This is a genomic window from Ameyamaea chiangmaiensis (genome assembly GCF_013376175.1).
GTDB lineage: Bacteria > Pseudomonadota > Alphaproteobacteria > Acetobacterales > Acetobacteraceae > Ameyamaea > Ameyamaea chiangmaiensis.
In genome coordinates this window covers 1-13,347 of the sequence record NZ_JABXXR010000074.1, presented here as the reverse complement: position 1 = coordinate 13,347, position 13,347 = coordinate 1, and the positions used below count along the sequence as shown (strand labels likewise).

General features: G+C 64.7%; 15 protein-coding genes and 1 pseudogene. 10 read left to right on the top strand and 6 right to left on the bottom strand.

Translation table 11 applies throughout. The annotated features are described in order from the left end of the window. Positions 1-218 precede the first annotated feature (218 nt). On the top strand, positions 219-1,487 hold the full coding sequence (hemA, locus tag HUK82_RS10145) for a 5-aminolevulinate synthase (RefSeq protein ID WP_176613853.1): 1,269 nt from the start codon (positions 219-221) through the stop codon (positions 1,485-1,487). 48 nt (positions 1,488-1,535) lie between these two features. On the opposite strand, the gene HUK82_RS10140 is transcribed toward hemA, so the two are convergent. Next, the gene (locus HUK82_RS10140) at positions 1,536-2,345 is read right to left on the bottom strand and encodes a DsbA family protein (protein WP_176613852.1); all 810 of its coding nucleotides are present in this window, start codon (positions 2,343-2,345) and stop codon (positions 1,536-1,538) included. Positions 2,346-2,577: 232 nt separating this feature from the next. Between HUK82_RS10140 and HUK82_RS10135 the strand changes: the two genes are divergently transcribed. Next, positions 2,578-3,999, top strand: coding sequence for a gamma-glutamyltransferase (locus HUK82_RS10135; RefSeq protein WP_176613851.1), 1,422 nt, complete (start codon positions 2,578-2,580; stop codon positions 3,997-3,999). A 53-nt stretch (positions 4,000-4,052) separates the two neighbouring features. Here the strand turns inward: HUK82_RS10135 and fliP are convergent, their stop codons facing one another. Both fliP and HUK82_RS10125 read right to left on the bottom strand, forming a co-directional pair. Next, on the bottom strand, positions 4,053-4,775 hold the full coding sequence (gene fliP / locus HUK82_RS10130) for a flagellar type III secretion system pore protein FliP (protein ID WP_212648078.1): 723 nt from the start codon (positions 4,773-4,775) through the stop codon (positions 4,053-4,055). Between the two features lie 32 nt (positions 4,776-4,807). Further along, entirely contained in the window at positions 4,808-5,083 is a 276-nt protein-coding gene (locus tag HUK82_RS10125; RefSeq protein WP_176613849.1) for a hypothetical protein, read from the bottom strand. Between the two features lie 244 nt (positions 5,084-5,327). Between HUK82_RS10125 and HUK82_RS10120 the strand changes: the two genes are divergently transcribed. The 7 genes from HUK82_RS10120 (at position 5,328) to recA (ending at position 9,919) form a co-directional block, all read left to right on the top strand. Continuing rightward, entirely contained in the window at positions 5,328-5,723 is a 396-nt protein-coding gene (locus HUK82_RS10120; RefSeq protein ID WP_176613848.1) for a flagellar basal body rod protein FlgB, read from the top strand. Positions 5,724-5,755: 32 nt separating this feature from the next. Next, the gene (gene flgC, locus HUK82_RS10115) at positions 5,756-6,163 is read left to right on the top strand and encodes a flagellar basal body rod protein FlgC (protein ID WP_176613847.1); all 408 of its coding nucleotides are present in this window, start codon (positions 5,756-5,758) and stop codon (positions 6,161-6,163) included. Continuing rightward, positions 6,160-6,468, top strand: coding sequence for a flagellar hook-basal body complex protein FliE (locus HUK82_RS10110; RefSeq protein ID WP_176613846.1), 309 nt, complete (start codon positions 6,160-6,162; stop codon positions 6,466-6,468). Before flgC ends, HUK82_RS10110 begins: the two co-directional genes overlap by 4 nt. Positions 6,469-6,491: 23 nt before the next feature. Next, positions 6,492-6,764, top strand: a complete 273-nt coding sequence (locus HUK82_RS10105; protein ID WP_176613845.1) for a flagellar biosynthetic protein FliQ — start codon at positions 6,492-6,494, stop codon at positions 6,762-6,764. Then, the gene (locus HUK82_RS10100) at positions 6,761-7,546 is read left to right on the top strand and encodes a flagellar biosynthetic protein FliR (protein ID WP_264802243.1); all 786 of its coding nucleotides are present in this window, start codon (positions 6,761-6,763) and stop codon (positions 7,544-7,546) included. The genes HUK82_RS10105 and HUK82_RS10100 overlap by 4 nt, the downstream gene beginning before the upstream one ends. Before the next feature lie 2 nt (positions 7,547-7,548). Beyond that, on the top strand, positions 7,549-8,625 hold the full coding sequence (locus HUK82_RS10095) for an EscU/YscU/HrcU family type III secretion system export apparatus switch protein (RefSeq protein ID WP_176613844.1): 1,077 nt from the start codon (positions 7,549-7,551) through the stop codon (positions 8,623-8,625). Between the two features lie 256 nt (positions 8,626-8,881). Then, the gene (gene recA / locus HUK82_RS10090; protein ID WP_176613843.1) at positions 8,882-9,919 is read left to right on the top strand and encodes a recombinase RecA; all 1,038 of its coding nucleotides are present in this window, start codon (positions 8,882-8,884) and stop codon (positions 9,917-9,919) included. Positions 9,920-10,053: 134 nt separating this feature from the next. Here the strand turns inward: recA and HUK82_RS10085 are convergent, their stop codons facing one another. The 3 genes from HUK82_RS10085 to HUK82_RS10075 all read right to left on the bottom strand — a co-directional run bounded on the left by HUK82_RS10085 (position 10,054) and on the right by HUK82_RS10075 (position 12,699). Next, complete coding sequence (locus tag HUK82_RS10085; protein WP_176613842.1) at positions 10,054-10,917, bottom strand: hypothetical protein; 864 nt, start codon at positions 10,915-10,917, stop codon at positions 10,054-10,056. Beyond that, positions 10,914-11,900 carry a ferritin-like domain-containing protein gene (locus HUK82_RS10080; RefSeq protein WP_176613841.1) on the bottom strand — a complete coding sequence of 329 codons (987 nt, stop codon included), beginning with the start codon at positions 11,898-11,900 and terminating at the stop codon, positions 10,914-10,916. Before HUK82_RS10080 ends, HUK82_RS10085 begins: the two co-directional genes overlap by 4 nt. A 124-nt stretch (positions 11,901-12,024) precedes the next feature. Beyond that, positions 12,025-12,699, bottom strand: coding sequence for an ATP-dependent Clp protease proteolytic subunit (locus HUK82_RS10075; protein WP_176613840.1), 675 nt, complete (start codon positions 12,697-12,699; stop codon positions 12,025-12,027). A 211-nt stretch (positions 12,700-12,910) separates the two neighbouring features. Between HUK82_RS10075 and HUK82_RS10070 the strand changes: the two are divergent. Beyond that, positions 12,911-13,347 (top strand): annotated as a pseudogene (locus tag HUK82_RS10070) (hypothetical protein); the annotation flags it as partial.

Below are 13,347 nucleotides of genomic sequence, written 5' to 3'. Positions count from 1 at the left end.
AGGGCGATGCCCTGGCGCAGGGCGCGGCGATGGCCCATCTGGTGGACACCGACGCGCAGGCGGTCGCGGCCACGATCATCGCGGCCGGAGCGCCCGCCGCGCAGGTGCAGATGACAGCCATGCCCGACCCGGGCGTGCAACATGATGTGACCCGGGTCTATATTCGCTGACCGTCTCTCAGGACCCCTGTCGTCAGCGTCAGCACGGAGTTGAACCGCGTGAGTTCGTCCCAGATCGTCCGTAATCCCTTCGCGGCCTTCTGCCGCAAGGCGCTTGCCGATATTCAGGCGCAGGGGCGGTACCGCCGCTTCACCCCGCTCGCGCGACGGGCCGACGCGTATCCAACATACGAATATACCCACGCGCCACGTGCCGAGCCGGGGCCCGACGTCACGGTGTGGTCCGCCAACGACTATCTCGGCATGGGTGTCGAGCCCGAGGTGCAGGAAGCCGCGATCGCCGCGATCCGGGCGCATGGCGCCGGGGCCGGCGGTACGCGCAACATTGCCGGCACCAGTCCGCTGCACGCCGCGCTCGAGGCCGAACTGGCGGCGCTGCACGGCAAGGAGGCTGGCCTGCTGTTCGTGTCGGGCTACGTGTCCAACCAGGCCAGCCTGCAGACCATCCTGACCAGCATGCCGGGCTGGATCTGCTTTTCGGACCGACAAAATCATGCGTCGATGATTGCCGGGATCAAAGGCGCGCGCGGCGCGACCTGCGTGATCTACGAGCATAACGATCTCGCGGATCTGGAAGCCAAGCTGGCCGCGGCACCCGTGGACGCGCCGAAGATGATCGCGTTCGAAAGCGTCTATTCCATGGATGGCGACATTGCCGACATCGCGGCGACCTGCGCCCTGGCCCGGCGGTATGGCGCGCTGACCTACCTTGATGAGGTGCACGCGGTCGGTCTCTACGGGGCGGAAGGCGGCGGCGTGTCCCAGCGCGATGGCGTGGCGGACCAGGTCGACATCATCGAGGGTACGCTCGCCAAGGGCTTCGGCGTCCATGGCGGGTACGTCACCGCCTCGTCCGAGATCGTTGATTATCTGCGCTCGGCGGCATCAGGCTTCATCTTCACGACGGCACTCCCGCCCGCCGTGGTGGCCGCTGCACTGGAAAGCGTGCGGCTGGTGCGTCGGCAGCCCTGGCGTCGTGAACGGCTGTTCGAGCGTGTGGCGACGTTCCGGGCCAAGCTCGACGCGGCCGGCGTGCCCTTCATGGACACGCCCAGTCACATCGTGCCGATCCCCGTCGGGAACGCGGAGCGTTGCATGCGGATCAGCCGCCGGTTGCTCGACGAGTACCGGCTGTATGCGACCCCGATCAACTATCCCACCGTCCCGCGCGGCACCGAACGCCTGCGCCTGACGCCCGGTCCGTTCCATACGGACGCGATGATGGACGACATGGTCTCCGCCCTGCGCACCCTGCTGCGCGAAGAGAGTCTGGACGAACAGTCCGGCGCGACCAGCCGGGCGGCCTGACGGGTCGGTCGGGACAGTCGCCGGTGCGCGCGGCTGTCCTCTGTTTCGTCAGCCGGCGCGGGCGCGCGCGATCTGGCTGCGCAGTTCGTCCACGGTGACGGCCCCGGGGATGACGGACGTGCCGCCGATGATGAAGGTTGGTGTGCCGTCGACGCCGATCGTGCGGGATAGGTCGAGATTGGCCTGAATGATCCCGGCGACCGTGCCGCTGTTCATGTCACGCTCCAGTCGCGCGACGTCCAGTCCCTGCGCCTGCGCCAACGTGCGGATACGATCGATCGACGGCTTGGCGGCGTCGGACATCAGCGCGTTCTGCAAGGCACCATATTTTCCCTGCAGCCCGGCGGCCACGATCGCCTTGCTGTCCAGAAGGCTGGCGTCGCCCAGAACGGGGATGATTTTTTCCACCAGCCTCAGATCATGATCGCCGGCCACCAGGCTGGCCAGGTCGGGCAGAACCTTGCGGCAGTACGGGCAGCGCGGGTCATAGAATTCCACCAGCGTCATCCGCCCTGACGGGTTGCCGAACACGGCGTCAGTGGCAGTGTGTTCCAGCGCGGCGCGGTTCTTGCCGACCGCGTCCAGTGTTGCCGTCTGCTGGGCCTGCTGGGCGTTGGCGCGCAGCGCGGTGATCGCGTCCGCCAGGATGGTCGGGTCGGTCTTCAATGCGTCCCGCACGATGGCGACGATTTCCGCACGCTGTGCGGGAGAAAAGCTGCCGGCCGTGGTGGCGTCGGCGGCGTGCGCCGATACGCTGCCGGCCAGGGCGGCTGCCCCGAGGCTGGTTGTAATCACCAGCGCGCGAAGGGTTTGGCGAACCCGGCCCGCAGGCGTCAGAACGGGGGAAAGAATTGTCATGAGGCGTCTTTCAGAAACGGTCTTGGTCAGGATGCCGCCGCACCCTAACCGCCCCACCCGGGCAAGGCGAGGGCATGATGGCGGCGGGTTCGGCGGCATCACGGACGGCGGCGTTACCATCCCCCACGGAGCAGCAGGTTGCCGCGTGCCCGGAAGCCCGCTAATCCGGTCGTTACGTGCCGGTCGGCGCGCCGGTTTTGTGCATGGTCTTTCGCATGGCAAGGGAACAGAGATGAAATTTCGGGCGCTCCCCGGACAGGTTGCCGCCGGGCCGGTCGGCCAGTGCAGCCGGACGCTTCTTCCGCTCGCTGTTGCCGGCCTCGTGGCCGGGTGTTCGACATTCGCCCCGGCGGTCAAGGGTGTGCGCGACACGCTCTGGGGGCCGTCTCACCCTTATCTGAGCGGCTATGTGGGCATTGTCGTCGCCGACGAACCACAGGCCGCTGTGGCCGGTCACGACGTGCTGGTCCGGGGTGGCAATGCGGCGGATGCCGCGACGGCCGTCGGGCTTGCCCTTGCTGTCACTCTGCCGTCGCGGGCCAGCCTTGGCAGCGGGGGCGCGTGCTTGGCCTATCGCCCGGGACAGCCCGGCGCGGATTCGTTCCTGTTCCTGCCGGTGGGCGGCTCGGTCTCCGGCAGCCGTCCGGCTGCGGTTCCCATGGTGGTCCGTGGCCTGTACCGGATGCAGATCCAGTACGGCAGCGTCGACTTCTCCGAGACGCTGCCGCCAGCGATCCGACTGGCCCGCGCGGGCGCCACCGTCAGCTCGCAACTCGCATCCGATCTCGAGGTGGTCAAGGCACCATTGCTTGAGGATGAGGGCATGAGCGCCGTGTTTTCGCGCGGCGACGGCTCGGTGCTTCAGGCTGGCGACACGGTGGCGCAACCGGCTCTTGCGGCAACGCTCGAACGCATTCGCCACGTGGGCCCCGGTGACCTCTACAATGGTGCGCTGGCATCCAGCCTTGCGGAGGGCGCCGCGACGGCGGGTGGTGGCCTGACCGCCGCAGACATACGCGCAGCCCTGCCGGCCCGTTTGGAAAGCCTCGCGCTCCAGAACGGCGGGACGCGCATCGACTTCGTGGCGCCTCCCGCAGACGGTGGCCTGGGCATGGCTGCGGCCTGGCATGCGGCTCAGGGCGGAACGTCGGTCGGCGGCATCGGACAATCGAGTGTCGCCGCGTGGCGCGCGGCCCATTCCCAGACGACCGATGTCGCGGCCGCGCAGGCCTTCGTGTCGTCGCCTCCGTCCGGCGGGCGCCTGCCCAACCTGCCGGCCTCGACCAGCTTTGCGGTGGTCGACCGCACGGGCGAGGCGGTCGCGTGCGATCTGACGATGAACAACCTGTTCGGCACCGGCCGCATGGCCGGTTCGACCGGCATCGTCCTGGGGGTCGCACCCGGCCGCAATCCGGCGCCCCTGCTGCCAATTGCCATCGCTCATCACAATGGTGTCGTGCAGGCCGTCGTTGCAGCCTCCGGGCAGAATGATGCGGCCGATGCGGCAGCCGCAGGCCTGTCGAACGCACTGGCCGGACGTGCCGGAACCGCCAATGTCGGAGCGGGTCGCGTCAACAGCATTGTTTGTGGCAGCCACACCTGTTCCGGTGCGACCGACGTGCGGGGTGGGGGGCTGGCCACGGGCACGAACTGAGGGAGGCAGCGGGGCGAGCCAATCGTCCCGCCCCCGGTCGGGCTTGATGATCGTCACCCGCCAAAGCTGCGGACAAGACTGCCGGCGACCAGTTGCCAGCCGTCGATCAGGACGAAGAAAATCAGCTTGAACGGCAGTGAAATCGTTGTCGGTGGCAGCATCATCATGCCCAGACTCATCAGGACACTCGACACCACGAGGTCGATGATGAGAAACGGCAGGTAGACAAGAAACCCCATTTCAAACCCGCGCCTCAGTTCCCCGATCATGAAGGCGGGGATCAGCGCGCGCCACGGCGTCGCCTGTGGCGAGGATGGCGGCGCAAGGCGCGCCATTTCGAGAAAGGCGGTCAGGTCCGCCGGGCGCGTGTGCGCCACCATGAACCCCCGAAACGGTTCCGCAGAGGCGCGAAGGCCGTCCAGTTCGCTCACCTGACCGGCCATCAAAGGTGTGATGCCCTGTTCCCAGGACGCCTGCAGGGTCGGCTGCATCACAAAGAACGTCAGGAACAGTGACAGCCCGATGATTACGGTGTTGGGCGGCGTTCCCTGCGCACTCAGCGCGCTGCGCAGCAGCGACAGCACAATGACGATCCGTGTGAACGCCGTGACCATGACCAGCAGGCTGGGGGCCAGCGAGAGCATCGTGATCAGAGCCGTGAGTTGGACGATCCTGCCGGTCGTGCCGGCCTCTCCCCCTTGACCGAGATCGAACGTCACGGCCTGAGCATGGGCAAGGTGAAGCGGCGCGACGATCAGAATCGCCGCACTGACCATCGCGATCCGCAGGCCGCGCCGTTCAATGACCATCACGCGACTCCGCCTGAAGGTATCGTCCGGTCGGTTGCGGGCCACGGAACCAGAAGATCACTGGGGCCACCGGTCAGCACCACGGCCTGATGCCCGGCGATGTCCAGAAGTGTTAGGTGACGTTTGCCGCCGTCCAGCGACAGGCGCGCCGTGATTTTCATGTCTCCGTCCGGCGTCCCGTGGCGGCGCAGGAAGGCCGTTCGCACGGCGCCAAGGCGCAGAAGAAGAATCATCGCGATAACGGCGATCAACGCGAGCGTTGATGAAAACATCATCGAGAGTGTCATGCGTTATCGGCGTCCATCGTGACTGCAGGAGGCATCACTCTTCCTGAGAAGTGTAAATAAAAGGTGGATGACGACGCCTGTGGGGCGCGTGTGAACACTTCGAATGAAAATTTCCGTGCAAATCGCGGCTGCTAACCAAGTGGTAAGGTTTTCGGAATCATTGTGTGCCAGCGGCAGATGACCACGGTGATCTCGCGGCCAACCGCTGACCTCACGCTCCGGGAGAGTTGTCATGTTCAATGCCGATCAGACGACTGCCATCTATCGCGGCAACGTGCTCGATCTGGGTGAGCGTCGTATGCAGTGGCTTTCGCAACGACAGCAGATTCTGGCGGACAATGTCGCGAACGCTGATACGCCCGGTTTCGTGCCGTCGGACGCCTCGTCATTCGACGCCGCGCTCAGCAGTTTCGACATCGCCCCGGTTGTCACTAGCGCGATGCATATGGGCGGTGGTCGCAACGGTGTTCGCGCCGTGCGCGACAAACATGAGCGCGCGCCTGACGGAAACGCGGTGTCGCTGGACGCGCAGATGGAAAAAATCGCCAATACGGACGACCAGCAACGCTTGGCGTCGACACTCTATAAAACCTACGTGTCCATGTTCGACACGGCACTGGACAAGTGACGTGATGGCGAACGTCCAAGACGGAGACGGTCATGAGTCTGTCTGACTCCATCGGTATTTCCGCCGCAGGCATGGACGCGCAGTCGCAGCGCCTGCGCGTCGTGGCGGAAAACCTTGCCAATCAGGATACGACCGGGGGCACTCCCGGCGCGGATGCCTACCGACGCAAGACCATCACCTTTCAGGAGGTCATGGGTCAGGACGACGACGTGGCCAAGGTGTCGGTCCGGTCGATCGGTCATGACAGCACGCCGTTTCAGCTTCGATACGATCCCTCGCACCCGGCGGCGGACAAGGATGGTTACGTGAAACTGCCCAACGTCAATGAAATGGTCGAAACCATGGATATGCGTGAGGCCGAACGTTCCTATTCGGCCAATCTGAACACGATGGCGGTCGCACGTTCCATGATGACGCGCACGATTGACGTTCTGAAATGAACGTCGCATCGGTCGCTGCCGGCGCGTATGCCCGCACGCAATCCCTGGGCCTTGATACGGATGGTTCGTCATCCGGCACCGATGCCGTCGATAATTTCGGTTCCGTCCTGAACAGCGCCGTCCAGGGCGCCATTGATCAGGGTCACACGGCCGATCGTCTGACGGCCCAAGGCCTGTCTGGCGGGGGGGACGTTACCTCGATCATTACGGCTGTGTCACGGGCGCAGCTGGCCCTGCAGACCACTACGACCATTCGCGATCGCGTGGTCCAGGCGTACCAGGACATCATGAAGATGTCGATCTAGGAATCAGGAAGCGGGTCACGCACATGCATTCCGTTGATATTGCCTCTGTCCTGCGTCACTGCTTCATCGTGGTTGTCGAACTCAGCGCCCCGGCCCTTCTGGCTGCACTTGTGGTCGGACTGGTCGTGTCCCTGTTTCAGGCGGTGACCCAGATCAACGAGACGACGCTGTCTTTCGTGCCGAAGGTGCTGGCCGTGGGGTGCGCTCTGCTGGTCGCAGCGCCGTTCATGTACGGCACCCTGCAGACGTTCACACTACGGGCGTTCGACATGCTGGTTGAGGCCGGCGTCCGGTGAACGTCGCCGATTTCGTCAGTCTCCTGCCCGACAATGTCTTCATCTTTGCTCTTGTCCTCTGTCGTTCCAGTGCCGCGATCATGTTGCTGCCGGGCATCGGGGAGGATGCGGTTCCGACGTCGGTGCGTGCAGGCTTCGCTTTTGCGCTTGCCGTGCTGCTGACCCCCGTTGAAATGCGGCATTTCACCGCTGCCGGGCCTACCTGGTCCGCGTCCCCGGTCGCGATGGCGGGGCTGATTGGCGCGGAGCTTGCCGGCGGCGGCCTGATCGGCTTGATCGCTCGGCTGATGTGCCTGTCGCTGCCGATCGCGGCCCAGATCATTGCAACCTTTGTCGGTCTGGCGAGCGTTTTGCAGCCAGACCCGCAGATGGGCGCGCAGAGCACGGCGCTTAGTCGCATGGCGTCCCTGCTTGTTCCGGTGCTTGTTCTGGAAACAGGGTTATACCAGCTCCCGCTTCACGCCTTGTGCGATAGCTATAGTGTGTTTCCGGTGGGTCAGGTGCCTCTGGTCGGGGACCTTGCTCACAGCGTCACGCTGGCGTCGAGTCGCACGTTCGGCATCGCCGCTGAACTGGCCGGCCCGTTTATTGTGGTCGGTACCCTCTGGCAGGTCATGCTGGCGATGTTGAGCCGGTTCGTGCCGTCGCTACAGGTTTATGGTCTGGCAATGCCGGCCCAGCTTCTTGGTGGATTGCTGCTTGTCGCGCTTCTGGGACGGACGTTGCTTGGCGCATGGCAGGCAGACATGGCACACGTTTTACATGATCTGCCGGGCCTCTGACCATGGCCGAGGGGGACCAGGAGGATCGCACGGAAGCGCCGACCGCCAGGCGTCTGGCCAAGGCACGTGAAGACGGCGACGTCGCCCAGTCGCGCGAACTTCAGATGGTGGCAGGCTTTGGCGGCGGCGTGCTTGCCCTGTTGACGGCGGTGGTGCTGGGCACGCCGCGTTTTACGCATGACATGATCGCGCTGTTCGAAAGCATCGGCAGTATCGAGCTTGACGTCGGGTCGACCCTGCGACTGGCCCGGACATTCGGTGGCGCGGGGCTTCTGCTTCTTCTGCCTGTCGGACTGGGCGCGCTTGTGGCCACGCTTGGCGTCGGTTTTGCCCAGACGGGCTTTCTGATCTACCCGGGCGGCCTGACACCCAAGCTTGAGAAGCTCGACCCCCGTCGCGGCCTGTCGCGGCTGTTTGGTCTTGACGGGGTGATGGAAGGCGCGCGGTCGTGCGTAAAGTTCGTGGCGTTCGGCGTTGTTGTCTGGTGGCTGATGCATACGGTCCTTCGCGATGTCATGCGCGAGGCGTCCTTGGACGTGTCCCAGCAGATGCACATCATCATGCGTCACGTCCTGCGTGCGGCTCTGGCCATGATTGGTTTGCAGGGTGCCATCGCAGGTCTGGACACGCTCTGGGTCCGCTGGCGGCGCACCTCCAAGTTGCGCATGAGCCGGCAGGATCTGAAAGACGAACATCGTCAGTCGGAGGGCGATCCGCTGGTCAAGGGGCGTCTGCGCCAGATCCGGATGCGGGCGGCCAGACGGCGTATGATGGAGGCCGTCCCCAAGGCGTCCGTCATTATCACCAACCCTACACACTATGCTGTGGCGCTGTCCTATGAGCAGGGGAGTGGCGCAGCCCCGCGTATCGTGGCCAAAGGGGTCGACGACGTCGCATGGCGCATCCGCGAAAAGGCCCGCGAGCATCGCATTCCCATCGTGCCGAACCCGCCTGTGGCCCGCGCGCTGTATGCCATGCCCCTCGACTCCGAAATCCCGCGCGAACATTTTCGGGTTGTCGCCGGGATTATTGCCTATGTGATGAAGCAGAAGCGGGAGGCTGCCGGGCGGCGCCTCTGAGCGGACAGGAAGGTGGCGCGTTTCTCGCACGTCGACCGGTTTGACAGGATGTTTTCTTTATGTTCTAAAAAGAACAAAAGGGAACGAAAGGTTAATGCGCAGGGCGACAGGTTTAGACCTGAGGCTGATCGTTCCCCCCAAAGGATTGAACGTGGACGGCGCGCGCCACGAGCGCGTTATAGTCACCCCGAAGATATCGTCCGACTCGCGGGAGTGGGCGGTCGATGAAGCGATTGCGACGGCAGGATCAGTTTGAATGGACAAGAACAAGGCTCTTGAAGGGGCGCTCAGCCAGATCGAGCGCGCATTCGGCAAAGGGTCCATCATGCGCATGGGCCAACGCCCCCGCGAGCAGGCGGACGTGGTGTCCACAGGGTCGCTGGGCCTCGATATCGCTCTGGGAATCGGCGGACTGCCGCGCGGCCGTATCGTCGAGATCTATGGTCCCGAGAGTTCGGGCAAGACGACGTTGGCACTGCATGCAATTGCCGAGGCACAGAAAAAAGGCGGCACGTGCGCCTTTATCGACGCCGAACATGCGCTCGATCCGGGGTATGCGCGCAAGCTTGGCGTCAATGTCGACGACCTGCTGATCAGCCAGCCTGATGCCGGTGAACAGGCCCTGGAAATCGCGGATACGCTCGTCCGCTCCGGCGCGATCGATGTGCTGGTGGTGGACAGCGTGGCCGCTCTGGTCCCGCGTGCCGAACTGGAAGGCGACATGGGCGACAGCCATGTCGGCCTTCACGCGCGCCTGATGAGCCAGGCCTTGCGCAAGCTGACCGGCACGGTGTCGCGCTCGAACACCATGCTGATCTTCCTCAACCAGATCCGTCTGAAGATCGGCGTCATGTTCGGCAATCCGGAGACGACGACCGGCGGAAATGCGCTGAAGTTCTATGCCTCGGTGCGCCTCGACATCCGCCGTATCGGCGCGATCAAGGACAAGGACGATGTCGTGGGAAACCAGACGCGCGTCAAGGTCGTCAAGAACAAGATGGCGCCGCCGTTCCGGCAGGTCGAATTCGACATCATGTATGGCGAGGGCATCAGCAAGACCGGCGAACTGCTCGATCTTGGCGTGAAGGCCGGTCTGGTCGAGAAATCGGGCGCGTGGTTCTCGTATGACAGTCAGCGAATCGGGCAGGGGCGTGAAAACGCCAAGACGTTCCTGCGGGAGCATCCCGACATGGCCGCCGATATCGAGCGCAAGGTGCGCGAGCAGGCCGGTGTCGTCGCCGAGACGATGCTGACGAGCCCCGACGAGCAGGAAGACGTCGAAGCCGTCGACTAACGGCGGCGCCGTCCGCCCGGTTGGGTGACGCTGAACCGGCGCATCGACGTGGGTTCAGACCGCCACCCGTCGCCGGGGGTACGGCGTTCGGATCGGTGCCCGCGCCCCGGCGAGCCACCACCCGGGCGCGCGGCTTACCGGGAGCGACGCGTCAGGCGGCGTCCCTTGTCCCACACATCCAGACCACGCAGGGCCAGATCGGCCATCCCCGGAAGCAGGCTCGGCTGCATCAGGTCCGGATCGAATGCCCGCATACGGCGCGCGTTCTCGCGATAACAGTCCTCGACAAAGCCCCGGAACGAGAAACCGTCCAGAAACAGACTGGTCTGCGTTACGGCGAAGTCACGCCCGTCATTGGGCTGCTGGCCCCGATTGACCATCCCCAGAAGACGCTGGCCCGCGCGTGCGTAAAACCGAAGGGATTTGAGCGTGCGCCGTACGGGGCCAAGGCCGCGCTGGCGCTCACGCCACGCCATATAGTTGATGAAAAATACGATATGACGTGTTTCCTCGAACATCAGCACGTCGAAAATCTCGAACATCGACGCGGGCAAAAACTGCGATTGACGGGCGTTCTTGAACGCACCGAACCCCAGAAACGCATCGAGACACTCACCGAAGCCGAAATCGATAAACGCCGTCTCCAGATCTGCCGGAAAGGCCTCGATCGGCTGTTCGACAGCATCGAGCCCATAGCGATCGATCATGACGCGGATCAGGTTGGCGTGGCGCGTTTCCTCCACGCCCTGCAACGCCACGGCCGCGCGCACGTCAGGGTCGGTGATGAACGGCGTGAACGCATGCACGATCGCGCCCGCTCGCCGTTCGGTGTGATAGACCTCCTGCCAGAAGGGCACTGACCGAAGGCGCGTCAGTTCGTCGTCCGAGAGCGCCGGCCATGGCAGGCTGGCAGGATCAAACACCTGATGTGTGTCGATGAACTGCCGGCAGAAAAGGGACTTGTGTGCGTCTGATCCCGCCTCGAACGGCTGCGTCATGCGGGCTGGCCGGCCGTCGGTGTGTGGACGGGTCTGAACAGGCGCACGCAGAACCGTGCCGCCCGTGCGATGGCTGGTGTCGTCGTGGGCCGCAGAAGGCGCGGATCATAGCCAGAGAAACGACGGTCGTTTTCCTCCAGACACAGGTCCATCAGGTCGGCAAATCCGACATCGATGCCCGAGACGTCGGCGGCGCCGTTGAGGGTGAAGTTGTTGTCCTGCGTATGGGCGTTGCCGTCATTGTCGATCGACGTGGCCAGGCCGATGCGCTCGTATGCCAAAAAGACCCACACCGCCCACACGCGAAGCTCGAACCAGGGGCGTTGCCACACCGGCATGGTCGCGCGGTGCCAGGCGAGCCAGTTCGCGAACAGAAGGATATGGCGGCATTCCTCCTGCATCACCGGTTCGAAAGTCTCGATCAGTTCGGGCGGGAAGAAGCCGGACCGCTGGGCGAGGGCGAACAGGCCGAAGGCGAAGAAGCTATCGACACATTCCGAAAAGCCCGTGACCAGATAAGCCCACTCGGTGTCTTTCGGCTCCTTGTACGGCGGCTCGGGCGCCATCGGGATGCCGTAGGCCTCGACCAGCTTGGACAGCACCTCCTTGTGGCGGTTCTCTTCCCACGCGTTCCGCGACAGGGCGTCCTTCATGTCGGCATCGTCGATCATCGCGGCATAGGCGGCCATGCGCAGGCGTGCCTTGCCTTCGGTCTGTACGGCGATGTCCCAGATCGGCAGGGATGTCACCCGCCTGAGCGTGTCGGGATCGAGCTTTGGCCACGCGATGACCGAGGGCTTGTAGGGATTGAACGTCTCGCGAAACATCGCCGCGACGGCGTGCTTGTGTTCTGCCGTGCCGGGTTTGAGGGGGCCTGCGACGGGACTGCTCCAGTGGCGGGCGCGGTAGTCGGCTTCCTCCACGGTCGCGGCGGGGCTCGGCGTGTCCGGAAGGGTGCTGTAGATTTCTTCGAGCGTGCTCATGTCGTCTCTCGTGTGCCGGAGTGGGGCTCACGCGGTCGTCGGTGCGGCGAGAGGGAGGCCCGCGGGATTCGGATGTGTCGCGCCCCGACGGAAGGGGTGTTTTCGGCGGAGCGCGGGGCCGGTGTCAGCCCAGATCGTTCATGGTCTGGATGACGCGCGAGACGAGGCCATAGGCGATGGCTTCCTCGGCCGACATCCAGTAATTGCGATCCGTGTCCTTGGCGATTTTCTCGTAGGACTGGCCGGTTTCGCGTGCGAACAGACGATTGAGGCGTTCGCGCATCTTGATGATCTCGCGGGCCTCGATGTCGATATCGGTGGCCGGTCCGCGTACGCCGCCCATCGGCTGATGCAGCAGGAAGCGGGTGTTCGGCAGGCAGACCCTGCGCTCCGGCCGTCCGGCGGCATAGATCAGTGCGCCGGCCGAGGCGACCCAGCCAGTGCCGATCATGTTCACGGGCGCGACCGAATCCACGAAGCGGATCATGTCGTGGATGGTGTCGCCGCTTTCGACGTGGCCGCCCGGCGAGTTGACATAGACGTCGATCGGCTTGGTCGAGGCGCCGGCCAGGGCCAGCAGGCGACCGGTCACGTCGCGGGCCAGCTTGTCGTTGATTGCGCCGAAGATCAGCACCTTACGCTGGTCGAACAGGCGTGTCTCGAGTTCGTTAATCGGCGAAGACAGGGTCTTGTTGTCGTCCGGTTCGGATTTCTCCGGCCCGTTCGGCTCGGGGATGTCGGGGCCGGTGGGGTCTTCGTCGTCCATCCGGAACCGGTCTTTCGGCGTCAGGCCGTACATGGGATTCTCCCTGTCTTCAGAAAAAGGGCACCGGTACGCATCATTGCGGTGCTTATCCTGCGTCGTCGGCGCGGCGGTGCCAAGTGGCCAGCCTGTAATTAGTGTCGCCGATGACGGGCCGCCAGTCCCCCGCGCGTTCGGCCGCGCTCTCGCCAATCCGGCAGCGAGGCGATATAGCACAGGTCTCGTGACCGTTTTGCCGGAGCCCCACGTGCGACAGCCGCGCCGATTGCCTGATGTGTTGCGGCGTGCCGATCCGTTTCGTCTGGCGTGCAGTGCGTTCGTCGCTCTGCTGGCCGGGTGCGCGCACGACCCGATCGACACGCCGGTCAACTGGGTCCATCAGATCGAGGGGGGCGAGATCGCGCGTCTGCGTCCGCCGCCGCCGGGGGTGAACGACCCCTATCCCCATGTGGGGCTGACGCCGACGACCAGGCCGCAACTGCCGTCGCCGCAGAACCGCGTCGATATCACCGAAGCCCTGATCGAGCAGCGGAACTACACGCATCTTCTGGACGCACGCAGCGGGCCGCTCGTGGTCGTGCCGACCGTGACCCCGGCCGCACCATCGCCCGCCCGGCAGCCGACGGCGTCCGCGTCGTTCGATGCGGCGAACATGGACGGCGGAAGCAGTGACGCAGGGACGCA